Source organism: Wolbachia endosymbiont of Tuta absoluta, assembly GCF_059414725.1.
On the sequence record NZ_JBNRJY010000592.1, the window covers coordinates 1 to 22499 of the forward strand.

At 34.2% G+C, this 22499-nt stretch carries 22 protein-coding genes, 1 tRNA gene and 2 pseudogenes; 10 read left to right on the top strand and 15 right to left on the bottom strand.

All coding sequences use genetic code 11. The features are described from left to right. Positions 1–253: hypothetical protein (locus tag ACJ5GX_RS06515; protein WP_495292828.1), on the bottom strand; the 253-nt coding region annotated here is incomplete at its 3' end. A gap of 282 nt (positions 254–535) precedes the next feature. Between ACJ5GX_RS06515 and ACJ5GX_RS06520 the strand changes: the two are divergent. The 3 genes and pseudogenes from ACJ5GX_RS06520 to ACJ5GX_RS06530 form a co-directional block, all read left to right on the top strand. Beyond that, positions 536–811, top strand: a pseudogene (locus tag ACJ5GX_RS06520) (phosphatidylglycerophosphatase A family protein); the annotation flags it as partial. Next, positions 801–1592 (top strand): GNAT family N-acetyltransferase, encoded by a 792-nt coding sequence (locus tag ACJ5GX_RS06525; RefSeq protein ID WP_007302011.1) that lies wholly within the window; start codon positions 801–803, stop codon positions 1590–1592. The pseudogene ACJ5GX_RS06520 and the gene ACJ5GX_RS06525, both read left to right, overlap by 11 nt. Positions 1593–1627: 35 nt before the next feature. Further along, the gene (locus ACJ5GX_RS06530) at positions 1628–2764 is read left to right on the top strand and encodes a hypothetical protein (RefSeq protein WP_052264787.1); all 1137 of its coding nucleotides are present in this window, start codon (positions 1628–1630) and stop codon (positions 2762–2764) included. Positions 2765–2767: 3 nt separating this feature from the next. Here the strand turns inward: ACJ5GX_RS06530 and ACJ5GX_RS06535 are convergent, their stop codons facing one another. The 6 genes from ACJ5GX_RS06535 to ACJ5GX_RS06560 form a co-directional block, all read right to left on the bottom strand. After that, positions 2768–3556, bottom strand: coding sequence for a succinate dehydrogenase iron-sulfur subunit (locus ACJ5GX_RS06535; protein WP_052264786.1), 789 nt, complete (start codon positions 3554–3556; stop codon positions 2768–2770). 54 nt (positions 3557–3610) lie between these two features. Then, positions 3611–4069, bottom strand: a complete 459-nt coding sequence (gene ybeY, locus ACJ5GX_RS06540; protein WP_052264785.1) for an rRNA maturation RNase YbeY — start codon at positions 4067–4069, stop codon at positions 3611–3613. Beyond that, positions 4063–4461, bottom strand: coding sequence for an EVE domain-containing protein (locus ACJ5GX_RS06545; RefSeq protein WP_019236656.1), 399 nt, complete (start codon positions 4459–4461; stop codon positions 4063–4065). Before ACJ5GX_RS06545 ends, ybeY begins: the two co-directional genes overlap by 7 nt. Next, positions 4461–5645, bottom strand: a complete 1185-nt coding sequence (gene ftsZ, locus ACJ5GX_RS06550) for a cell division protein FtsZ (protein WP_052264784.1) — start codon at positions 5643–5645, stop codon at positions 4461–4463. The genes ACJ5GX_RS06545 and ftsZ overlap by 1 nt, the downstream gene beginning before the upstream one ends. Before the next feature lie 229 nt (positions 5646–5874). Continuing rightward, on the bottom strand, positions 5875–6408 hold the full coding sequence (locus tag ACJ5GX_RS06555) for a hypothetical protein (protein WP_495292829.1): 534 nt from the start codon (positions 6406–6408) through the stop codon (positions 5875–5877). 76 nt (positions 6409–6484) lie between these two features. Further along, positions 6485–7996, bottom strand: a complete 1512-nt coding sequence (locus ACJ5GX_RS06560; RefSeq protein ID WP_052264845.1) for a YifB family Mg chelatase-like AAA ATPase — start codon at positions 7994–7996, stop codon at positions 6485–6487. A gap of 120 nt (positions 7997–8116) precedes the next feature. Here ACJ5GX_RS06560 and ACJ5GX_RS06565 point away from each other — a divergent pair, with 120 nt between their 5' ends. Further along, the gene (locus ACJ5GX_RS06565; protein ID WP_052264844.1) at positions 8117–8953 is read left to right on the top strand and encodes a polysaccharide deacetylase family protein; all 837 of its coding nucleotides are present in this window, start codon (positions 8117–8119) and stop codon (positions 8951–8953) included. Further along, positions 8908–10464, top strand: a complete 1557-nt coding sequence (locus ACJ5GX_RS06570) for a penicillin-binding transpeptidase domain-containing protein (protein ID WP_052264843.1) — start codon at positions 8908–8910, stop codon at positions 10462–10464. The genes ACJ5GX_RS06565 and ACJ5GX_RS06570 overlap by 46 nt, the downstream gene beginning before the upstream one ends. A 99-nt stretch (positions 10465–10563) precedes the next feature. Here ACJ5GX_RS06570 and lon read toward each other — a convergent pair whose 3' ends face one another. The 5 genes from lon to ACJ5GX_RS06595 all read right to left on the bottom strand — a co-directional run bounded on the left by lon (position 10564) and on the right by ACJ5GX_RS06595 (position 16531). After that, the gene (gene lon / locus ACJ5GX_RS06575) at positions 10564–13020 is read right to left on the bottom strand and encodes an endopeptidase La (RefSeq protein ID WP_149168627.1); all 2457 of its coding nucleotides are present in this window, start codon (positions 13018–13020) and stop codon (positions 10564–10566) included. 15 nt (positions 13021–13035) lie between these two features. Next, on the bottom strand, positions 13036–14313 hold the full coding sequence (gene clpX, locus ACJ5GX_RS06580) for an ATP-dependent Clp protease ATP-binding subunit ClpX (protein WP_007302000.1): 1278 nt from the start codon (positions 14311–14313) through the stop codon (positions 13036–13038). After that, complete coding sequence (gene clpP / locus ACJ5GX_RS06585; RefSeq protein ID WP_007301999.1) at positions 14313–14939, bottom strand: ATP-dependent Clp endopeptidase proteolytic subunit ClpP; 627 nt, start codon at positions 14937–14939, stop codon at positions 14313–14315. The genes clpX and clpP overlap by 1 nt, the downstream gene beginning before the upstream one ends. A gap of 11 nt (positions 14940–14950) precedes the next feature. Next, complete coding sequence (gene tig / locus ACJ5GX_RS06590; RefSeq protein ID WP_007301998.1) at positions 14951–16294, bottom strand: trigger factor; 1344 nt, start codon at positions 16292–16294, stop codon at positions 14951–14953. A 155-nt stretch (positions 16295–16449) separates the two neighbouring features. Beyond that, positions 16450–16531: transfer RNA gene (locus ACJ5GX_RS06595), tRNA-Leu, on the bottom strand. Positions 16532–16787: 256 nt separating this feature from the next. On the opposite strand from ACJ5GX_RS06595, the gene ACJ5GX_RS06600 reads away from it, so the two are divergent. Further along, a complete protein-coding gene (locus ACJ5GX_RS06600; protein ID WP_019236651.1) occupies positions 16788–17387 on the top strand; it encodes a BON domain-containing protein in 600 nt (199 codons plus the stop codon). 211 nt (positions 17388–17598) lie between these two features. Here the strand turns inward: ACJ5GX_RS06600 and ACJ5GX_RS06605 are convergent. The 3 genes and pseudogenes from ACJ5GX_RS06605 to ACJ5GX_RS06615 form a co-directional block, all read right to left on the bottom strand. Next, a pseudogene (locus ACJ5GX_RS06605) lies at positions 17599–18024 on the bottom strand (transposase); the annotation flags it as partial. Between the two features lie 81 nt (positions 18025–18105). Continuing rightward, positions 18106–18957, bottom strand: a complete 852-nt coding sequence (gene prmC / locus ACJ5GX_RS06610; RefSeq protein ID WP_052264964.1) for a peptide chain release factor N(5)-glutamine methyltransferase — start codon at positions 18955–18957, stop codon at positions 18106–18108. Positions 18958–19037: 80 nt separating this feature from the next. After that, positions 19038–19160, bottom strand: a complete 123-nt coding sequence (locus ACJ5GX_RS06615) for a hypothetical protein (RefSeq protein ID WP_019078684.1) — start codon at positions 19158–19160, stop codon at positions 19038–19040. A gap of 239 nt (positions 19161–19399) precedes the next feature. Here ACJ5GX_RS06615 and rpsL point away from each other — a divergent pair, with 239 nt between their 5' ends. From rpsL to ACJ5GX_RS06635, 4 genes are all read left to right on the top strand, one after another. Next, positions 19400–19774 carry a 30S ribosomal protein S12 gene (gene rpsL, locus ACJ5GX_RS06620; protein ID WP_010406837.1) on the top strand — a complete coding sequence of 125 codons (375 nt, stop codon included), beginning with the start codon at positions 19400–19402 and terminating at the stop codon, positions 19772–19774. A 5-nt stretch (positions 19775–19779) separates the two neighbouring features. After that, entirely contained in the window at positions 19780–20256 is a 477-nt protein-coding gene (gene rpsG / locus ACJ5GX_RS06625) for a 30S ribosomal protein S7 (protein ID WP_006014699.1), read from the top strand. A gap of 21 nt (positions 20257–20277) precedes the next feature. Further along, complete coding sequence (gene fusA / locus ACJ5GX_RS06630) at positions 20278–22353, top strand: elongation factor G (protein ID WP_010406835.1); 2076 nt, start codon at positions 20278–20280, stop codon at positions 22351–22353. Between the two features lie 12 nt (positions 22354–22365). Next, on the top strand, positions 22366–22499 hold a 134-nt coding region (locus ACJ5GX_RS06635; protein ID WP_495292645.1), incomplete at its 3' end, for a GTP-binding protein.

Sequence of the window (22499 nt, forward strand, 5' to 3'; positions counted from 1 at the left end):
ATCGATCCCGGGCAGAATTTCGGTCAGAACTTATTTCAAAATGAGCATGTTCCAGAGACTTTATGAGATCAGTATGATGGTCAATCTCTGCTTGTGATTCTGCACATTGTGCTCGCAGAGTAATAACACTCTCGCTTAACTGAGTGTTTTTTGATTTTATTTGCTTCATCTCATGGTCAATCTCATCTCGTTCAACTAGAAGTTTCTCATTGATCTGCTCGGCTTCAGTAAGTGTTTGCTGAAGTTTAGCCATCATCTTTTCAGCATGCATTCTACGGGTGGTCATCATGGACATGGTTGAAGCCGTAGCTGGAATTGATATAGAAAAACTTATTTAATATCAAACTTACACTAGTTGTTTTAGGTAATCTAATTAGGAGGCTAAACTACCTACTCTGTGTAATTACCAATGATAATACTTAATAATTATAGAAACTTGTTTAAAATTATATGTAAGTAGTACTAAGATTAAAGGTTATAATGAAGGTATGCTATGTATAAAATGTAAATAGTACCTATCAAGTATCATCAGATCGATCCAAAAGAGGTAGTAATTGATGAAGTAGTTGGTCAATTGCTGACAGTACTTCTAGTTTCAATATTATTAGAACAAGAAATGAATAGCTCTGTATTGTTGGTGTGCTTTTTCTCCTTTAGGTTTTTTGATATAATAAAAGTGTGGCCTATAAATTTGATTGATAAAAATACAAAAGGTCCTTTAGGTATTATGCTAGATGATGTTGTAGCTGCAATTTTAGCCTTTGTTTTTATAGGAGCCTTTTATTGTTTATTGTTGATTTATGCAGAATAAAAAAATTTGTTATTCAAGCTTAATTATTCAGAACCTAAAGGATTATATACTTTATGCAACGAATTTGTCCAAGTGGGAAATACATGACGAATTTGATAATGTTATATTTACAGTAAATGGTACCAGAGAATCGTTATTTAATTTTGTGTTTTGTGAAGATCAATGTACTGAGCTTTCCATATGCAGAACTCTAGATTATCTCAAAGCACGAAATATAGAAGCAACATGGATAATAAGTCCACGTATAAAAATAGGGGGTATTTTAGAAAAATGCGAAATAAAACACGTTAACGCACCAAAAAAAGTTTTACTCAATATAAAAGATTATTTTTTGCCTGATGATGCTGTTCCAAATTTGAAGTTCAATGTTGTAAATAGTAGTGAGCTCTTAGAGCAATTAGATTTACACACTTCTAAAATTTTTTATCATAGAATTAGTATTGTTAGCACATTTTTTCGCCAATTATCGAATTATGATGATAAGAGCTCAAGGTTAAGATTTTTTCTTGTAATGCTAAATAACGAAATTGTTGGAACATGCGGTCTTTATATTCAAGACAGCATAGCTGGTTTTTATAGCGATGGAGTTTTACCAATTTACAGGGGTCGTGGAATAGGAACTCAAATGGTTCTAGAAAGAATAAAGATAGCTAGGCAATTTGAGTGCAAATACATAGTAGCACATTGCATGAAACCTTCTGTAAACCTTTATAAGAGATTAGGCTTTAGGGTATTGGGCAATCTTCACTTATATACCTCTTCAGTACAATCTCTTTGCTGAGAGGTTACAAATTTTTATATTTGTTTTAGAATACTATGTTTTTTTTGTATGAAATAGTTTTACTACTAATTCTAGTATTCTTCTTTTTCTCATATTCTAAATTAAAAATTAGTAATAAAATTAAGGACTTACAACATCAAAATGTTATCATAAATAATTTAATAGATACTGTGAATGATGGATTTTATATTTGGGACGCAAAAAAACGTATAGAAAAATTTTCTCCCAATTTACTAATTTTGCTTAATACTGTTTTTTATTCATTTAATGAGTTTGTAAATTTTTTTGAGCAATCAGAAAGCTTAATTAAAAGTTTTGCTGAGGCAAAGGAAATAAATAAATCTTTTACTCTAGATTTAAAGTCAAAAGACAGTGAGGTTTATTGCACATGTTATGGTAAAAGCATAATAGATTATTCTAATAATGTGATTGGTGTGTTGTTATGGATAAGGAATATCTCCGATTATAAGATAAAAGCTAATGAACTTGAGTTAGAAAATAGTAAGCTTATGCGAGAATTGGAGAACTATAAAAAAATTTTTGACTCTTTACCATTTCCAATACTGAAGTACAATAAGAATAAAAAAGTAAGGTTTTATAACTTATTTTATGATAAATATATAGGCAGCTCTAAAAAATTTACTGTTGCAAGTGGCTCCTATAACGTAAAACCAGGAGAGTGTGTAATAACTTACAAGAACGAACCTAAGGTTTTTAATTTTGTTGAAGTTCCAATGCAAAATTCTAATAGCATAGTAATGTATGGAAAAGATATTAGTGATGAAAAAAAATTACATACTGAGCTAAGCAATTGTTTAGCTGCACAAGAAAGTTTGCTTGAGAAGCTATCGATTGCTGTAGCGATATATAGTAAGAATCAAAAGCTAAAATTTTATAATAATGCTTTTATAAAAACTTTTCAGTTTGATCCAAAATTTTTGGAGTCTTATCCAACTTATCACGAGATTATGCTTCACCTATTTGAATCTAAAAAGCTTTTAGGAAAAAAGGATTTTCAAACTATTAATAATCAAAGACATGAGTTGTTTAAAAGATTACTGGAATCATATGGTGAAACAATACATTTCATGAATGGAAGAACGTTTAGAGTATTAACAATACCCTATGCTTCAGAGGGTCTACTATTTTCTTACGAAGAGTGCCAGAAATAACACTCAAATTCCTTCTCTCTCTACCATAAGCTGTTTTACTTTCGCTATCGCTTTTGCTGGGTTAAGCCCTTTCGGGCAGGTTTTTGTACAATTCATTATTGTATGACAACGATACAACTTAAATGGGTCGTTTAAAGAAGCAAGTCTTTCTTCTTTCTTATTATCACGACTGTCAGCAATCCATCTATAAGCTTGTAGTAATACCGCTGGCCCTAAAAATTTATCACCATTCCACCAATAGCTTGGGCAACCAGTCGAACAGCAAGCACATAGTATACAATCAGACAGACCATCCAATTTTTTTCTATCTTCAGGAGATTGAAAGTATTCTTTATTTTGTAAGGCAGATTTATCTGTTTGTAACCAAGGTTTAATCGATTTGTATTGCTCATAAAATTGGCTTAGATCTGGAACTAGATCCTTTACTATATACATATGAGGTAGTGGATATATTTTTACTTCACCTTTTATATCATGTATAGATTTAGTGCATGCAAGAGTGTTGGTACCATCAATATTCATTGCACAAGATCCGCATATTCCTTCTCTGCAAGAGCGTCTAAAAGTTAAGGTTGAATCTATTTCATCCTTTATTTTTATTAATGCATCAAGTACCATAGGGCCACAATTATCCATATCGATAAAAAATGTGTCTATTCTTGGATTTTTATCATCATCAGCAGACCAACGATAAATTTGAAATCTTCTAATATTTTTTGCTCCAGTAGGAGTAGGATAAACCTTGCCCTTTTTATTAACTTTAGAATTTTTTGGTAAAGAAAAATGAACCATATTGCTTACCTTTTACAGCTAAAACCCCTTTTTTGTAAATAACATATTTTGGTATTATCTACCATACTTTTCCTTTTCAAATTCAAGCAAAGCTAAAATCTTGCTCTCTAAACTTTTCATTATAATTTCTTCATCTTCTTTTTCATGATCATAGCCAAGTAAATGCAGCAATCCATGAACTAACATGTGTGCAGTGTGAGTGAGGATAGATATACAGTACTCATGAGACTCTCTTTCTATTGTATCTACTGCAATTGCTATGTCTCCTAGATCACATTCACTAGATAACTGTTCGCATGGAAATGATAGTACATTAGTTGGCTTATCTATTTCTCTAAACTTAAGATTAAGTTGATGTAGCAAGTTATCATCAGCGAGAGCTATTGATATATTTGGTTTATAATGATCTATTTTTAATTCTTTTAGAGAAGCATTAATAATATTTAATACAAAACTCTGTGGGTCCTTCGTAATACTATGCCACCTCTTATCAAGAATGCTCACTTCTAACATTCGCTCATCCTTATTATTTCATTCCACTCAGTCTCTAAAACTGGAGAAACTGATAAACGTGATTGTTTTAATATAACCATATTTTTCAAAAGTGGGTTTTGTTTTATACTGTTTAACGTCACTTGGTTACTTAAAGGTTTCAAAAATTTTACATTCACTAGTCCAAATTTGGAATTATAAACATGATAATACTCCTTTAATACTTCAACTATTCCAAGTATAACTCTCTCTTTACCTGTATGATAAAAAAATGCAAGATCGCCTAATTTCATAGCTCTCATGTAATTTTGAGCTTGATAATTGCATACACCATTCCACTGCGTCACCTGCTCCTTTCCCATTTTTTGCCACGAGTATTCACTTGGTTCTGACTTTAGTAGCCAAAATTGCATTATTTTTTTCTTCTTAAATAAGCTGGTATATCATAAACATTGCTGCCCCACTTAACTCTTTCATTTGTTTGCTCAGTTGAAGCATATTCTTTTGTTTCTGATATTGGAATTTGATTATAAGGCCATTTAAAAATTTTTTCCTCTGCTGGGATCTTGTTTTGATTAACAGATGAATTGTCGTTACAGCTATCAATGCCAGTTGCAAGAACAGAAACTCTAACTCTTCCCTCCATCGCCTGATCAAAAGTGGCACCAAATATTATATTTGCATTTTCATCCACTTCTTCACGCACTCTATTGGCTGCAGAATCAACTTCAAATAGAGTCATATCTCCACCACCAGTAATATTAATCAATATTCCTTGCGCACCTTTCATTGATACATTGTCAAGCAATGGATTAGATATCGCAGCCTCTGCAGCACTAATTGCCCTATCTTCTCCTTCTGCCTCTCCAGTACCAATCATTGCTTTACCCATCTCACTCATTACTGTTTCTATATCAGCAAAATCAAGATTAATCAGTCCTGGCATGATCATCAAATCAGTTACTCCTCTTATGCCAATATGCAGAACATTATCGGCGAGTTGAAATGCGTCAGCAAATGTAGTTTTCTCGTTAGCAATTCTAAATAAATTTTGATTGGGAATGACAATAAGTGTATCTACGTATTTTTGCAACTCTTCAAGTCCAAGCTCTGCAATGCGCATACGTCGCACACCTTCAAAACCGAACGGCTTAGTTACAACTCCAACAGTCAGTATCTTTTTTTCTTTTGCTCCCTTATCTTTAACTACCGCTCTTGCTTCTCTGGCTGCCTTTGCAATTACCGGTGCAGCACCTGTTCCAGTACCACCACCCATCCCTGCTGTGATAAAGAGCATATGGCTATCTTTTATATGCTCCATAATTTCATCAATTGATTCTTCTGCTGCACCTTTACCAACATCAGGTAAAGCACCAGCACCAAGACCCTTAGTTAAGTTGATACCAAGTTGAATTTTTTTATCACACAATGACTTCTCTAACGCTTGAGCATCGGTATTTGCTACGACAAAATTTACCCCTTGCAAATTGGATTGGATCATGTTGTTTACAGCATTTCCGCCAGCACCACCCACTCCCACAACAGTAATCCTTGGGTGCAATATGGGTAATTCTGGTAAACTAAGGTCAATTGACATTTAAATTACTCAAATATTAGTGAATTCACTTGATAACAAGTTACTGCTTTTTTAACAATATGCAAACATTTTTCATTTTGACATACGCAAACAGTAAACAAGATTTACTTATTCTTAACATTGTTAATCAGTAGGTATAATAATTGCAGGCTTTCAAACAGCACTACTTAGAATGCAAAAAAAAAATTGTGAAAAAGGGATAGAAGCCTATCCCTTTGCTTTGTCAAAGTTACTTAGAGAATGCTTTTTGCTCCCCCAACTGCTGAGACAACAGTCTCTCAAAGAATGTTGTACGGACATTTTCATCATTACTAAATTCTAGCTTATCACCATTAGCTTTAGGCTTATTACCATCTTCTTTTACACAAGCATTAAGTACACCTTGCTTTACTTTCTCAATTTGACCCGCCTTACTACTGTTCATATATGCATACACAGGTGCAGTTATTAAAGCTGCTACTGCAGCAAGAACTACCAAACTAGCAATGAGTGGATGAGCAACTGCAAATGCAGACATTGCAGTAATAGCAGGACTAACAAGTGTTGCAGCTTTTGTTCCAACTGTACCAACAAAAGTTGCATAAGCTGGACTTAAGAGATAAGCAGCTGTAAGCGAGGCTACTGCTATAACTGCTAAAGAAATACCAATTGTCTTGCCTTTATGTTCTTTTACGAGATCCCAACCTTGCACAGGAACTTCTTTAGCTGCTGACCAAAGCCCTTCACTTCTGTATTTATTTTTTATTTCTTTAATTCCTCTCATAACTTTACTCCAAAAATATTAAAATTTCACTAATGGCAGTATATGGCAAAAAAAGTTTTCTGTCAAGCAGATTAATTTATTTATACATTCTTATTCTGTAATTCAGCGCTTCTGCGATGTGTGCTCTTTTTATTTTCTCACTTTTCGCAAGATCTGCAATGGTTCTTGCAACTCTTAATATGCGTGTGTAGCCTCGATTAGAAATATAATTTTCTTTCAGTACGTATTTTAGCAATTCTAACCCTTCCTGATCTGGTTCAGTGAATTTATTTAATGCTTCACCACTGACTTCTGCATTGCAACGAATATTAAATTTACTATAACGCTCAGTTTGAATTTTTCTCGCTGCTATCACCCTTCCTCTTATAACCTCGGTACTTTCTCCCTCCACAGAGATTTCAGGAGAAAGTATGCTAACGTTTGGCATTTCAATGCATATGTCTATTCTATCAAGCAAAGGTCCTGATATTTTATTTCTATAATCTGTGCCGCATTTTGGAGCTTTGTTGCACGATCTACTTGCATCACCTAAATAACCGCACCTGCAGGGATTCATTGCAGCTATAAGTTGAAAATTAGCTGGATAAGTAATGTGAGCATTTGCACGTGCAATAGTTACCTTTCTATCTTCAAGTGGTTGGCGTAGAGAATCAAGCACAAGCCTTGGAAATTCAGGTAGCTCATCAAGAAATAACACACCATTGTGAGCCATGGTGATTTCCCCAGGCTTTGCATTTTTTCCTCCTCCTATCATCGCTGACATCGAGCATGAGTGATGAGGTTCACGAAAGGGACGAGTTACTTTAAATGTTTCGTTACCGGCTTTTGTTATGCTAGAGATAATATTAACATCAATCATCTCTTGTTCAGTCAAATCGGGTAATAGCCCTATAAATCGCTTAGCAAGCATTGACTTTCCAGTACCAGGAGGTCCAACAAGAAGCATATTGTGTCCACCTGCTGCTGCAATTTCAGCTGCTCTTTTTGCAACAACTTGACCTTTAATATCCTTTATATCTGGAACTGAATTTTTTTCTTTGGGTGCAGCGCTATAGTTAAAAGTTACCGGCTGAATTAACTGCTCACCCTTAAAATGTCTGATAATATCGGTTAATTTCTCTATAGCTAGAATAGAAACATTCTTTACCCATGAAGCTTCTACTCCATTTCCCCTTGGGCAAATTACTCCTTTATTTGCCTGTTTTGCATTGATTGCTGTTGGAAGTACTCCTGAGATTGGTATGACTCTGCTGTCTAGTGCAAGCTCGCCCATAATTATATAAGACTGAACTTTTTCAACTGGTATCACATTCATTACAACAAGTAATCCAACAGCAATAGCTAAATCATAATGACTACCTTCTTTAAGCAAATCCGCAGGGGAAAGATTAACTGTGATTCTTTTTGGAGGTAACAGAAGATTGATTGAATTTAACGCTGCTCTGATACGCTCTCTGGATTCTGCAACAGTTTTATCCGGCAGTCCAACAATATTAAAAGCTGGAATACCATTTGCCATGTGAATTTGTGCATTAACATTTACTGTGCTGGTTCCCTGAAGTGCAACGGTATTTATATTTGCAATCATACTATATTATATAAAGTTATTAATATAATATATTGACAAAGTAACGAAGTAAACAGTAGCTGTTAAAAGTGGTTTAATTTAGCAAAAAAGTGTAGTACTCTATCACTTTGCTGATTATATATGTTTATAAGAATAATCACTTTTCTTTTGCTATATTCAAGCGCAGTTTTCTGTAGTGATTGTAACTTTAACTTACCATATCGTGGGCTCAATTGTGATTTGGATCTATCATATAAAAATTTAAGTAATATAAAGAAATTATTGAATAACAACGATAAGTTCGTTGCGCTTACGTTTGATGATGGTCCATCTTATAATAGATCAGGAGATATTATTAATATTCTGGAGAGCAATAAAACAAAAGCGACATTTTTTTTGCTTGGTGAACGCATAAATAAAAAAACATCTAAAATAGTAGAAAAGATCCATCAAGCAGGTCATGAATTAGGTAATCATTCTTGGTCGCATAGGAAGTTGACATCACTTTCAAGTGAGGAGCAATTGCAAGAACTGGAAAAGACAAATGTGGCAATTAAAAATGCAACAGAACAGAATGTAAAATGGTTTCGTCCACCATATGGATGTCACAATGATAATTTGATCGAAAATACTAATCGATTAAATATGTATTCCATATTATGGACAGTCGATTCTCTGGATTGGCAAGGTGATAAATCAGAGATTTTGGTTGAAAGAGTTTTAAGCAATGTACATAATGGAGCGATTATATTGTTCCATGATCACGATAACAAATCAAATACAGTTGAAGCTTTACCTCAGATTATTGAAATACTAAAAAAATCGGGTTACAAACTTGTTACCTTAAGTGAGTGGGAAGAAAGGGTTTGTGATGTAGTGAAAGCTAGAAATATGCCAATAAAAGGAGAAGGAGTGCATTCTAAAGGAATTCTATGTGGACAAAAAACAAGGTCTTCAACCGCAGGGCATTCATATTAGGTGGTATTCAGCTTACTATTTCTGCTATTTTTAGTTATAGGTTGTATACTTTACAAGTACGAGATAGACAAAAATATGAAGTGCTATCCAATAATAATAGGATAAAAGTTGTTACTATTGTGCCTAAACGAGGCAGGATTTTGGATAGGAATAGCGTTGAACTCGCAGTAAACAAAATTTCGTATATTGTTTTATTTGATGGGCAAAAAACCTTTACTAGGGAAGTTGATTTGCAGATGTTATCAGAAATTAAACCTGATGCAACAAAATCATCAGATACAAAAATAACTGCTCTTTATAAACGTTATTACCCGTTTGGTTCGATATGTTCTCATATAATCGGATATACAAAAAGACAGCAAGACATAAATGAAGCAGGGGTTAGTGGAATTGAATATACATATGATCATGTATTAAAAGGCAAGACCGGAAAATCTGAGCAGGAAATAAATTCTAAGAAGCGTATCATGAGAGAGTTATCTAGCATACCGCAGCAAGACGGACAAGATATACAGCTGACAATTGATGTTGATTTACAGAAGAAAATTGCAGAGATATTTAAAGACCACCAAGGTTCCACAGTGGTAATTGATGTGAATAACGGAGAAATTTTAGCATTATATAATTCACCTTCTTACGATAATAATCTTTTCACTAGCAGATTATCAAATGAAACTTGGAAAAATTTAAACAATCCTTCATTACCGCTTGTAAACCGTGCATTATCATATCAAATTCCACCTGGTTCAATATTTAAAATAATAGATGCGCTTGCGGGTTTAAAAGATGGAATAATAACACCAGAAGAAAAGTTCTCGTGTAGGGGATATATGAAAATAGGTGAACGAAAATTTCGTTGCCTAAAAAGCAAAGTCCATGGATATGTATCTTTAAACGAGGCAATGGCCTTCTCATGCAACACTTACTTTTATAATATAGGAAAAAAAATAAATGTAGATTCTCTACTAGAAATGGCTAGCAAATTTGGTATAGGAAGTGGACCATTAATTGGAATGTTTAAGGAAGAAGCTCCGGGATTGTTGCCTGATGTGGATTGGCGTGCACGCAAGCTATATTCAGAGTGGTATTTAGGTGATACCATTAACTTAGTTATAGGACAAGGGTATTTACTTACAACGCCATTACAGCTTGCAGTTCTTGCAGCGAGGGTTGCAACAGGAAAGGAGGTAATTCCCCACATTGAGATGAGTAAATCAGGGCAAGACTTTCTTGATATTGATGTGAATCATGAGCATCTTAGTGTGGTTCGAAAAGCTATGTTTGACGTGGTGAATTCTAACTATAGAAAAGGACTAGGCAGTATACAAATTGCTGGCAAAACCGGAACACCAGAGATAAACTCTAAAGGTGAAAGTCATAAATTGTTTATCGCTTATGGCCCCTACCATGATCCGCGCTATGCAATCTCAGTGTTTATAGAACATGGTAAAACTCCACGCCAAGATGTTGCAATTGCTAGTGAGATATTGCAATATATGCTTGAAAAATGAACTTATGAAATTGCCATATATGTTACTTGTAATTTATATATTCAAATCAGAGCTTTGAGGTTAAAAAAAAGAAACGAAAATTGCATAAACCTTTTCAATTTAGTGCTTTAATGTTTCTGATGAAGGGAAGGTATTATCCTTATTTTCTATGGAGGTAGACACACTAATTTCGTTATTATCATCAATTGAAGTAATAGGGTGCATCAAAGCAACTTTTATAACTTCATCAATATTCTCAGCAAAAATTACATTGATTTCTTCTTTTATATTTGCAGGAATCTCTTGCATATCTTTCTCATTTTCACTTGGTATAATCACAGTTTTGATTGATCCTCTTAGCGCAGCAAGCAATTTTTCTCTCAAACCCCCAATAGCCAACACTCTACCACGCAATGTTACTTCACCTGTCATAGCAACACTTTTGTTAACTGGTATATTTGTCATAAGAGAAACAATAGATGTACATACTGCACTGCCAGCAGAGGGACCATCTTTTGGCACAGCACCCTCAGGTACATGCAAATGTATATCATTATTTTGAAATTTTTCGGGTTTTATACCGAAAAATAAACAATTTGATCGCACATAACTATACGCAGCTTTTATAGACTCTTGCATAACCTCTCCAAGCTTTCCTGTGTATTTTATTTCCCCCTTGCCCGGAATTAGGACTGACTCTATCATTAAAATATCACCACCTGTTTCAGTATAGGCAAGACCAGTTACTATCCCTACCAAACTCTCATTTTCTGCAATGCCAAAGGTATACTTACGTACCCCTAGATAATCTTGTAAATTACCAGTCTCTACGGATATTTTCTTATTTTTATCAGTTAATATTGCTTTAACTGCCTTTCTCATGAGTTTTGCAAGTTCCCTTTCCATGCTTCGCACGCCGCTTTCACGTGTATATAAACGTATCAACTCGTATAATGCTTCATTGGTTATTTCCCACTCCTTCTGATGCAAACCATGCTCTTTTTTTAATTTTGGAATAAGGTGATGTGTAGCAATACTGATCTTCTCGTCTTCGGTATACCCAGATAATTGTATAATTTCCATCCTATCACGCAAAGGATGCGGTAAATTTAAGCTATTTGCTGTGGCTACAAACATTACACTTGAAAGATCAAACTCAACTTCCAAGTAATGATCTGTAAAATGTTTATTGTGCTCAGTATCCAAAACCTCAAGTAATGCAGATGCAGGATCACCACGCGAATCAGAACCCATCTTATCTATTTCATCAAGCAGGAAAAGCGGGTTGCATGAATTAGCTTTTTTCATGTGTTGAATGATTTTACCAGGCATTGAGCCAATATAAGTTTTCCTGTGTCCTCGTATTTCAGACTCATCACGTATACCACCAAGAGATATGCGAACAAAATCTCTTCCTACTGCTTTTGCCATAGACTTAGCTAAAGAAGTTTTACCAACACCAGGTGGTCCAACTAAGCAAAGTATAGGACCCTTTATCTCTTTTACTCTCTTTAATACTGCTAAAAATTCTATTATTCTATCTTTTACTTTCTCTATGCCATAATGATTTTCATCTAAGATTTTTTTAGCCGCATTTAAGTTAATTTTTGCATCTTTGTACTTTCCCCATGGCAAATCAAGCAACCAATGCAAGTAACTAGATATAACTGTTGCTTCAGGAGAAATGGGATTCATTTTCTTATATCTCTTTAAGTCAGTTATGGCTTTCTCTTTTGCTTCCTCAGAAAGCTTTGTTTCATTTATCTTTTTTTCAAATTCATTGAGTATATTCCCTTCATCTCCATTTTCAAACTCACCTAATTCTTTCTGTATAGCTTTTAATTGCTCATTAAGGTAGTAAACTTTTTGAGTACTTTCAACCTGTGATTTAATTGTCTTATACAAGCGGTTTTGTGCACTCAAAATACTTATTTCTCTCTCAATAAGAGCAAAAACTTTTTTTAAACGCTCTTTTGGGTTATAAACTTCAAGTATGTTTTGCTTGTCTGATACCTTTATATTTAAGTACGAAGCTATCATATCTACAATTTGATTAACCTCTTTAACTTGATCAATGGGGTCAATAATAATCTCGGGCCGACTTTTCTTGCTTAGTTTACACCAATTGTCAAATGCATCTATAACAGAACGCCTTAAAGCTTCTAAATCAATATTATCTTCATTTTCTCCATACTCATAATGACCATCTAACGCTACTCTGGCCTCTAACAAAGTGTGAGAGCTAATATATTCTATAACTCTTCCCCTTCTTACCCCATGAATCATGACTTTTACTGCATTGTCAGGCAGTTTTATTAATGGTTGTATAATGTTTGCTAACACACCTACTTCATAAAGATTCTCTGGCTCTGGATTATCAATAGAACCATCTTTTTGTGCTATGAGAAAAATCTCGTTTTGGTGACTACTGCTACTTATTGCATACTCTAGTGCATGAACAGATTTTTCTCTACCTACGAATAAAGGCAACATTATATTTGGAAAAATTACTACATCTCTTAGAGGTAATACTGGTAATACAGTAGAATTAAAGTTTACAGCACGTCCAATACTCATAATATATGCCTCAAATTAATCATTAACCGTTATAACACTACCCTTATTATTATGATTAATCGTCACTTTGCCTAATTCTACCATTTTCTTAGTAACCGTTATAGTGCTACCTTCAAAACCTCCGTTGCCGGATATATACATAACATCAAGCAAAAGTGACTCTAAGATAGCACGTAACATCCTTGCACCTGTTTTATAGCTTATAGCTTTTTTAGCAATAGCTGATATTGCTTCATCTGAAAACTCAAGGTTTACTTTACTAAATGCAAGCAATGCTTTATATTGTTTTACTAGCGCATTTCTTGGCTCTGTCAACACATGTATTAAATCTTCGTGATCCAGCTCATCTAGAACAGCAGTTATTGGAACTCGTCCTACAAATTCGGGTATCAAACCGAATTTGATTAAGTCCTCAGGTTGAGCATCGCGTAAAGCATTTTTTTTCTTTTGTGCTTTAGACTGACTTATATCTGCTCCAAAGCCAACTGATGTTCCCTTTTTTCTTGCCTCAATAATTTTATTTAGGCCTTCAAAAGCTCCTCCACAAATAAATAGTATATTACTAGTATCTACTTGTATAAACTCTTGTTGCGGGTGTTTTCGCCCTCCTTGTGGCGGAACATAAGCAACTGTACCCTCCATAATCTTAAGCAGAGCTTGCTGGACCCCTTCACCTGAAACGTCACGGGTTATTGAAGTGCTTTCAGATTTTCTTGTAATCTTGTCTATTTCATCGATAAACACTATACCATGCTGTGCCTTTGCAACATCATAATTTGCAGCTTGTAATAGACGTGACAACACGCTTTCTACATCATCACCTACATAACCTGCCTCAGTCAAAGTTGTCGCATCGGCCATAGCAAATGGCACATCTGAAACTTTAGCAAGTGTTTTTGCTAGCAAAGTCTTACCAGAACCAGTAGGGCCAATAAGCATTATATTTGACTTCTCAATTTCAATATCACTTATAGAATGAAGTTGCACCATGGATTGACAATGGTTATACATAGCCACAGATAAAACGTGTTGCGCATGTTCCTGACCTACAACATGCTTACTAAGAAAAATTTTTATATCTTCAGGTTTCTTTAGTAATAGCTTCATATCAGATATATGATCTGAATTAAAAGCTCTCTCTTTCTTTTGACTTATTGCTTTATGGGATAACTCTATGCATTCATTACAAATGAACACCTTTAAACCATCTGAAGAGTTAGTAATCAATTTATCTACTTCGTTTTGTGCCTTGTTACAAAAAGAACAGTAGTGTAAATCATTATTGTTATCCATTAAACTACCTTTTGTTTAACTTTAATATTTTCAATCTTCATATCTTTACGCTCAGCTATTACTCTGTCAATTAAGCCAGTTTTCATTGCTTCTTCAGGATCCATGAATTTATCTCTTTCCATCATTTCTTCAATTTTTTTTAGTGAATTTCCAGTATGTTTTTCATAAATTTGATTTAATTTTTTCTTAACTCGCAAAATTTCATTAGCATGTATTTCTATATCAGTTGCTTGCCCATGATAACCACCAGATGGCTGATGTATCATAATTCTTGAATGAGGTAGCGAGTAACGTTTACCCTCCGCACCAGCTGTAAGCAACAAAGAACCCATAGATGCAGCTTGACCTATACACAAAGTTGAAACGTCTGGATTTATATACTGCATTGTATCGTAGATCGACAAACCAGCAGTTACAACACCACCTGGTGAGTTAATATACATACAAATGTCTTTATCGGGATTTTCCGATTCTAAAAATAAAAGCTGTGCTACTATTACGCTGGCCATGTTGTCTTCAATAGGGCCAGTTACGAAAATTATTCTTTCTTTTACTAGCCTTGAATATATGTCATAAGCCCGCTCACCGCGACTAGTTTGTTCAACTACAATTGGTATAAGAGTCATACCTTTTCCTATCAAATATTATCAAATAATTCCTTTAATTCTTTCACAGAAACAATCTGTTCTTCTTTACTAGCTTTTTCTATCATATAATCCGTCACTTTATACTCAAGCGCTTGCCCTCTAACTAATTCCTGAAATTGTCCATCTGATTTAAAATGTTTAAATACCCTGTCAAATGATACATCTTTACTGACATATTGATTTACAATAACATTCATAATATCACTTTGAGTTAATGATATTTCATGTTCTTTACTGAACTCCATGAATAGCATTGCAAGCTTTACGCGTCTTTCAGCTTCTTTACACGAATCATCTTTAGCATTCAACTCTCTTTCCACTCTCTGCTGTTCCTGTTTTACTACTTCTATAGGCAAATCAAAACTATAACTAGCATCCAAACAATCAAATAGCTCTTTCTTAATTAAGAGATCTTCCATTTCTTTACACTGATTATCAATTACTTCTTTTACATGATCTATTAGCGAAGAATGATCTTCAAAACCAATTCTCCTAGCTATTTCATTATCACTTTGCAAATCTTTGGCAATCTGAATGTCATTAACTCGAACAGAAAAAGCAGCCTCCTGTCCCGCAAGGGAAATTACCTGGTAATCTTCAGGAAATCTCAACTTAAAGCTTTTTGTTTCCCCTTTTTTCATGCCAATTAATTGATCTTCAAAACCATTTATAAATGTTCCAGATCCTAAATTAACAGTAAAATTTTTGCCACTTCCACCTTGAAAGAGCTTATTTCTAATTCGCCCTTCAAAGTCAATTATCAGTTTATCCTCGTTTTTTGCTTGATAAGAAGCATCATCAACAGAGACAAAGTTAGGAAATTTTGTTTTTATAGAATCAATAAATTCTTTTATGTCTCCCTCTTTGATTTTTGCCTTAACTTTCTTCAAATTTATTTTATCAAGATCTATTACTGGCACTTTTGGCATCGATTCAAAAGATAATTTGTACAGAAAGTCACCTTTTTTATCCTTTTTATCAAGGTTTGGTAATGACATAATATCAACCTTAGGATGGATGTGAGACTTAACTTCGATTTTTTTCATTAAATCACTTGAGCAATAGTCAATCGTATCGTTTATCACATATTCCAAAGCTTCGTTTTTATAATTTGTAATAACAAGATCGTAAGGCATCTTTCCTGATCTAAATCCAGGAAATTTTGCATTCTTCGCTATTTCTTGTAATCTAGAGTTTATCTTTTGTTCTATATAATCACTACTAACTGTGATTTCATACTCATACTTTAGTTTATCTACACTAAGTTCCTTATAGGTATATATATTACTTAATGTATCTGCTTCGACTGCATTTTGAGGTATATTACTAGACATTACAACCTGTTATCAATATTTTATTTATGTTTTAATAAAGCCATTTTACCAGAATTTAAGTTAAATACAATCCTTAAGAACAGGTTCTTATACAAACAAAAGTGTACTTAGTGATTATAAATTTTCTCTTAAAACCTGAGTTACATGACTTTAAGTGCGGATAGAGGGACTTGAACCCCCACGAGCAAGCTCACCAGGACCTAAACCTGGCACGTCTACCAATTTCGCCATATCCGCAAGAGCCCTTCATTAACTTATAGATAACCACTTCTGTCATCTTATGCAATTTAAAGATTAGATTTTAGTACCACAGACTGAACTTATAATACTGGTTAACTCCACTATGAGTCTAAGCCTAAATTACTTTAACTAACACTATTAAGATAAGTACTGTCTTAGAAATATTCAAGGCTTATTCAATTTATAGTATTTACACAATAAAAAAAGCTTATTAATATTCTTTAATTAAGGCTCTAAACTCTGGAAATTAATAATGAGATTAATAGCAAGCTTCTTACTCGCAATTTTTCTGATTACACAGAGTGGCTGTACGACTCTTGTAAGTGGTATAGTGGTAACAGCAACTGCAGCGGCTACAGCAATAACAATGCAAGATAAATCCTTGGGAAACATTATTGATGATACAACTATAGTAATAAGAATCAATAAGGGACTCTTAAAACACGGACTGTTCTCATCTATAAAAGTTAAAGTGAGTGAAGGAAGAGTATTACTCATTGGAAATGTTGATAATCATGAAAAGCAACTCACAGCAGAGAAAATAGCTTGGCAGCAAAAAGAGATTAAAGAAGTGATAAATGAAATAAGAGTCACACCAATTAAAATGACTTCTATGCTAGATGTTACTGTAGATGGTATGATAACAGCAGAGATAAGCACGAGGCTTCTGGGAAAAAGAAATATTAAATCAATTAATTATAGCGTTAATACAGTTGATAGAGTCGTTTATTTGATGGGTATAGCTCAAAATAAGGCGGAATTAAAAGCTGTAATAGCAATTGCAAGAAAAGTAAAAGGAGTAAAGCAAGTTGTAAGCTATGTGAGATATAGACATAGCAAATTGCGTCATTGATGAAAATTTACTTGAGTGTTAGTACCATGTAGCTAAGCCATAAAACTCCTTTACAAATTTCGTCAGTTCACTCTTATGGTATGTATAACAATGCTACAGAAAATAATATCATAGAATTCAATAGAATAATTCCTAGAAAATCTCTACATACTAAAAAAAGTAAAATGCTATTTAACACTCCCAAGCTTAAGAATAAATAGCAAACATCTATATCTCGTGCGATATGGCGTTTTATTCCTGAGATTTTTTTACCAGCGTCATAGCCTTTTTCTTCATCAGTGTCTGCGTTCTTTACACTCTGAGTGTCAATTATGCAAAAGCTGATTTTTTCTTTCCAAACATTGTTTTGTCGGACCACACTAACTATTTTTTTTAACATGCACTCCAAAATACTTTTTTTTATTTCCTTTTACTTTTTCACTCCATTTTTGAAATAATCATAACAATTGCGCCGTTTTGGGAAACTCTTTTGGTAGCATCCTCCACTGATAACCACTTTTTAGGGCGTACAACACTCCGCAAAATATATTCATACAAATCAAGTTTTCTTGGTTTTGTTTTTTCCACAAGACTCCAGATCTGGTGAAATAATCTCAAACTTCTCTCGACTTATGTCACTTGGGTATACACTCCTCATATATCCTAATTTATACACTCTATTTCTTACTTTATGCCTTTCTTGAGATTATGAACAGGTTCTTAGAAAGCTAGCGTTCTACTAGTCATGTTCTTTATCTTGCTTTACAACAATGCATCTTTTCATTCCAGCCAAGTCGTATACGTATTCCTGAAAAGCCAGTCCATATAAGGGTATTATTTTGTCAATATTGCTCTGATCTTCGCCTATTTCCAGTATCGCAAACCCATCTTTTTTAAGGCACTTTTTCAATATTGGAAAAATACTCAGGTAACAGCTCAATCCATCGATACCACCATCAAGAGCAATTCTTGGCTCTTTTTGCACTTCAGCTTGCAGATTTTTTAACTTACTTCTTTTAATATATGGAGGATTGCTTATTATAAGATCAAATAAATCTCTACATTCTGTCCACGAATTTGGAAATATTTTAGCTCTGTTGAGAAGATTATGTTTCTTTGTGTTCTGGCAGGTAATTTTGTATGCTTCCAGGCTTTTTTCAAAACCAACTCCAATAGCATATTCATACTCACTAAGTACGGAGATCAACAAACAGCCTGTGCCTGTGCCAAAATCTGCAATTTTTATTTTTTGCTTCTTATTTTGGTAATATTTTAACACTGTTGAAATTACTGTCTCACTATCTGGTCTTGGATCTAGAACATGTTGGTTAACTATAAAATTTTTACTCCAGAATTCACGATTACCTATTATTTGCGATATTGGATATCTTTCTGCTCTTTTTTTTGTTAATTTCCAGAATAGAAGTTCTTTGTTTCTTGGTACCTGATTGGTGTGATTCATGATTGTGAATGATCTTTCTACTCCAAGTACGTACTGCATGATGATTTCACAATCCAAATGTGGTGATTCAATTCTATGTGATGATAGTAGCTTTGACCCTTCTTTAATTAAAGCGCTGATTGTTTTCATTATTCTAAAAACGTGTTCCTTGTATGCAAGAACAGCAAAATTGAGTATAGAATTTTGAACTTAGGGTAGCTGCATTAAATCTAAGTGTCAAGAGTAGGATTGTAAAAATCATCCGGCTTTACTGGTAATTCGGTTAGTTCGGTTGGTATTTTTGCATTAATGTTAGAAGCTCTTGGCTCTATTATAAGCATTATTTTCTGCATATTCTTTGATAGCCATCACAGTATATTACTTGTTCCATATCTATATTAATTCGACCACAGCAAGTGATAATTTCTTAATATTAAAACCAATATGCGCTTTAGCATATAATTATCAGTAGCTTTCAAAGCAATTGGGCTGAGATTATTAGAGTAGTAATGTTTATTTTTATATTGACTATTGAGGTTTATTATTTTATAACTAAGACTTAGTTATTTTCAGAGTTTTAAATTTACAGTATATGCCTACGATAAATCAATTAATATGTAAGGGTAGATCAGGGTTAACTCGCAAGAAGAAGGTGCCAGCTTTGGGAAAATGCAATCCTCAAAGAAGGGGTGTTTGCACTAAGGTATATACTACAACTCCTAGAAAGCCTAACTCAGCACTACGTAAGGTAGCTAGAGTAAAGATTAGTGGATACGGTGAAGTGACGGCTTATATACCTGGCGAAGGTCATAATTTACAAGAGCATTCCGTTGTTTTAATACGTGGTGGGCGAGTTAAGGATTTGCCGGGTGTACGTTATCACATAATAAGAGGTGCTCTTGATCTACGTGGTGTGCAAAATCGAAAGAAAGCCCGTTCGAAATATGGTGTAAAGAAATCTGGTTAAAATTTATGGCACGTCGTAATAAAGCAAAAAAAAGAACAAGCCCTGACTCTCGTTATGGTAGTGTCTTGCTTATGCGTTTTATTAATATAATTATGAAATGTGGTAAAAAGTCTATTGCAGAAAAGATTGCTTATAGTGCTTTGTCCTTAGCTGAAAAGAAAATAGGCAAAGATGCCTTATCAATTTTTGAAACAGCAGTAGAAAATGTTACCCCTTCTATAGAAGTACGCTCTCGGCGTATTGGTGGTGCAACTTATCAAGTCCCTGTTGAAATTCGTCAAGATAGAGCAATTTCTTTGGCATTAAGGTGGATTGCTAGAGCAACTTCTGCTGCTCGCAAAAAGAGTGGTAGAACTACTGTTTATTGTTTGCAGTCTGAAATATTAGATGCTTATAATAAATGTGGTGGTGCATTTAAGATGTGTGAAGAAAAGTATAAAATGGCTGAAGCTAATAAGGCATTTTCTCATCTTCGTTTTTAATATTAGCTGATTGATTGTGGTATGGAAGTTTTAATATCTAGGTATAGAAATATAGGAATAATGGCTCATATAGATGCTGGCAAGACCACCACAACAGAGCGTATTTTATTTTATACTGGTAAACAAAATAGGATTGGTGAAGTGCACGATGGTGCAGCTTCTATGGATTGGATGGAGCAAGAGAAGGAGCGTGGCATTACAATTACCTCTGCTGCAACAACATGTTTTTGGAATGATCATAGGATTAATATAATAGATACTCCTGGTCATGTTGACTTCACTATTGAAGTTGAGAGATCTTTGAGGGTTTTGGATGGTGCGGTTGCTGTATTTGATGGAGTTGCTGGAGTTGAGCCTCAGTCTGAGACAGTTTGGCGTCAAGCTGATAAATATAACGTTCCTCGTATCTGCTTTGTTAATAAAATGGATAGAATCGGGGCAAATTTTTATCGATGTGTCGATATGATAAAAACGAAGCTTGGCGCATCACCTTTAGTTATTCAGTTGCCAATAGGAAGTGAGAAAGATTTTAAAGGCATAATCGATCTTATTTCTATGAAAGCTATTATATGGCAAGAAGAAACATTAGGCGCTAAATTTTCTTATGAAGATATTCCTTCTGATTTGCTTGATAAAGCTCAAGAGTATCGAAATCTTTTATTAGATGCTGCAGCTGAAATGGATGATGAGGCGATAAATACTTACTTTGAATCTAACGATCTGCCAATTGATTTGTTGAAAAAGTGTGTGAGAAGCGGGACCATTAAAGGAAAATTTGTCCCTGTATTATGTGGGTCAGCTTTTAAAAACAAAGGCGTGCAATCACTTTTAGATGGTGTGGTTGATTTTTTACCCTCTCCTATTGATGTTGATGTAATTATTGGAACTGATCCTAAAGATTCAGAAAAGAAAATTGAGATCAAACCTTCAGAAAAAGAGAAATTCGTTGCTCTTGCGTTTAAAGTGATGACGGATAAATTTGTAGGTAGCTTGACGTTTATTCGTATTTATTCCGGTAAGTTAAAATCTAAATCTGCTGTATTAAATGCTGGAAAGAATGAGACTGAAGGAATTGGTAGAATGTTGCTTATGCATGCAAATAACAGAGAAGATATAAACGAAGCTAAAGTTGGTGATATAGTTGCCTTAGTTGGATTAAAGAAAACAATTACTGGTGATACTTTATGTTCATCTGATTTTCCTATACTATTAGAGCGTATGGAATTTCCTGATCCTGTTATTGAAATTGCTATAGAACCGAAAACCACCTCAGATCAGGAAAAATTAGGTGTTGCTTTGAATAGATTGGTTGCAGAAGATCCTTCTTTAAGGATGTCAGTAAATGCGGAGAGTGGGCAGACTATATTGAAAGGTATGGGTGAGCTGCATCTTGAGATTATTATTGATAGAATGAAGCGCGAGTTTAATGTTGAAGCTAACGTTGGTGCACCTCAAGTTGCATATCGTGAAACTATCACTAAATCTGTTGAAATTGATTACACTCATAAAAAACAATCAGGTGGTGCTGGTCAGTTTGCTAAAGTTAAAATAAAATTCGAACCTCTTGAGCCTGGTTTTGGCTTTCAGTTTGAAAGTAAAATTGTAGGCGGTGCTATTCCAAAAGAGTATATACCTGGAGTGCAAAATGGCTTAGAGTTGATAAAAGAAGGTGGTATAATTTCCGGCTTTCCATTGATTGATTTTAAGGCTACTCTTCTTGATGGTGCTTTTCATGATGTTGATTCTAGTCCTTTGGCTTTTGAACTTGCTGCTAAAGGTGCTTTTAAGGAAATGGCAAATAAAGCTGGTCCAAAAATGCTAGAACCTATAATGAAAGTGGAAATCATTACTCCTGAAGAATATATGGGTGATGTTATGGGTGATATAAATAGTAGAAGAGGCAGTGTTGTTGATATGCTGGATTTAGGTAATAATAGCAAAATAATTACTGCTTCGGTTCCTCTTGCAAATATGTTTGGTTATATAAATGTTTTGCGTTCTATATCTCAGGGAAGAGCTCAGTATAGTATGCATTTTTCTTGTTATGAACAAGTGCCACAATATGTGGTTGATGAGTTAAAGTTAAAGTATAATTAAAGGTTAGTAATTATGACAGCGATAGTAGAAGCATTTGGAAAGCCGCATGTAAACGTGGGAACGATAGGACATGTGGATCATGGGAAGACAACGTTAACAGCGGCGATAACAAAGCATTATGGTAATTTTGTAGCATATGATCAAAT

Bases quoted from the DNA above. Each gene is read 5' to 3' on its own strand.
- ACJ5GX_RS06525 (WP_007302011.1), top strand. From the start codon at position 801: ATGCAGAATAAAAAAATTTGTTATTCAAGCTTAATTATTCAGAACCTA.
- ACJ5GX_RS06530 (WP_052264787.1), top strand. From the start codon at position 1,628: ATGTTTTTTTTGTATGAAATAGTTTTACTACTAATTCTAGTATTCTTC.
- ACJ5GX_RS06535 (WP_052264786.1), bottom strand. From the start codon at position 3,556: ATGGTTCATTTTTCTTTACCAAAAAATTCTAAAGTTAATAAAAAGGGC.
- ybeY (WP_052264785.1), bottom strand. From the start codon at position 4,069: ATGTTAGAAGTGAGCATTCTTGATAAGAGGTGGCATAGTATTACGAAG.
- ACJ5GX_RS06545 (WP_019236656.1), bottom strand. From the start codon at position 4,461: ATGCAATTTTGGCTACTAAAGTCAGAACCAAGTGAATACTCGTGGCAA.
- ftsZ (WP_052264784.1), bottom strand. From the start codon at position 5,645: ATGTCAATTGACCTTAGTTTACCAGAATTACCCATATTGCACCCAAGG.
- ACJ5GX_RS06555 (WP_495292829.1), bottom strand. From the start codon at position 6,408: ATGAGAGGAATTAAAGAAATAAAAAATAAATACAGAAGTGAAGGGCTT.
- ACJ5GX_RS06560 (WP_052264845.1), bottom strand. From the start codon at position 7,996: ATGATTGCAAATATAAATACCGTTGCACTTCAGGGAACCAGCACAGTA.
- ACJ5GX_RS06565 (WP_052264844.1), top strand. From the start codon at position 8,117: ATGTTTATAAGAATAATCACTTTTCTTTTGCTATATTCAAGCGCAGTT.
- ACJ5GX_RS06570 (WP_052264843.1), top strand. From the start codon at position 8,908: ATGTGGACAAAAAACAAGGTCTTCAACCGCAGGGCATTCATATTAGGT.
- lon (WP_149168627.1), bottom strand. From the start codon at position 13,020: ATGAGTATTGGACGTGCTGTAAACTTTAATTCTACTGTATTACCAGTA.
- clpX (WP_007302000.1), bottom strand. From the start codon at position 14,313: ATGGATAACAATAATGATTTACACTACTGTTCTTTTTGTAACAAGGCA.
- clpP (WP_007301999.1), bottom strand. From the start codon at position 14,939: ATGACTCTTATACCAATTGTAGTTGAACAAACTAGTCGCGGTGAGCGG.
- tig (WP_007301998.1), bottom strand. From the start codon at position 16,294: ATGTCTAGTAATATACCTCAAAATGCAGTCGAAGCAGATACATTAAGT.
- ACJ5GX_RS06600 (WP_019236651.1), top strand. From the start codon at position 16,788: ATGAGATTAATAGCAAGCTTCTTACTCGCAATTTTTCTGATTACACAG.
- prmC (WP_052264964.1), bottom strand. From the start codon at position 18,957: ATGAAAACAATCAGCGCTTTAATTAAAGAAGGGTCAAAGCTACTATCA.
- ACJ5GX_RS06615 (WP_019078684.1), bottom strand. From the start codon at position 19,160: ATGCAGAAAATAATGCTTATAATAGAGCCAAGAGCTTCTAACATTAAT.
- rpsL (WP_010406837.1), top strand. From the start codon at position 19,400: ATGCCTACGATAAATCAATTAATATGTAAGGGTAGATCAGGGTTAACT.
- rpsG (WP_006014699.1), top strand. From the start codon at position 19,780: ATGGCACGTCGTAATAAAGCAAAAAAAAGAACAAGCCCTGACTCTCGT.
- fusA (WP_010406835.1), top strand. From the start codon at position 20,278: ATGGAAGTTTTAATATCTAGGTATAGAAATATAGGAATAATGGCTCAT.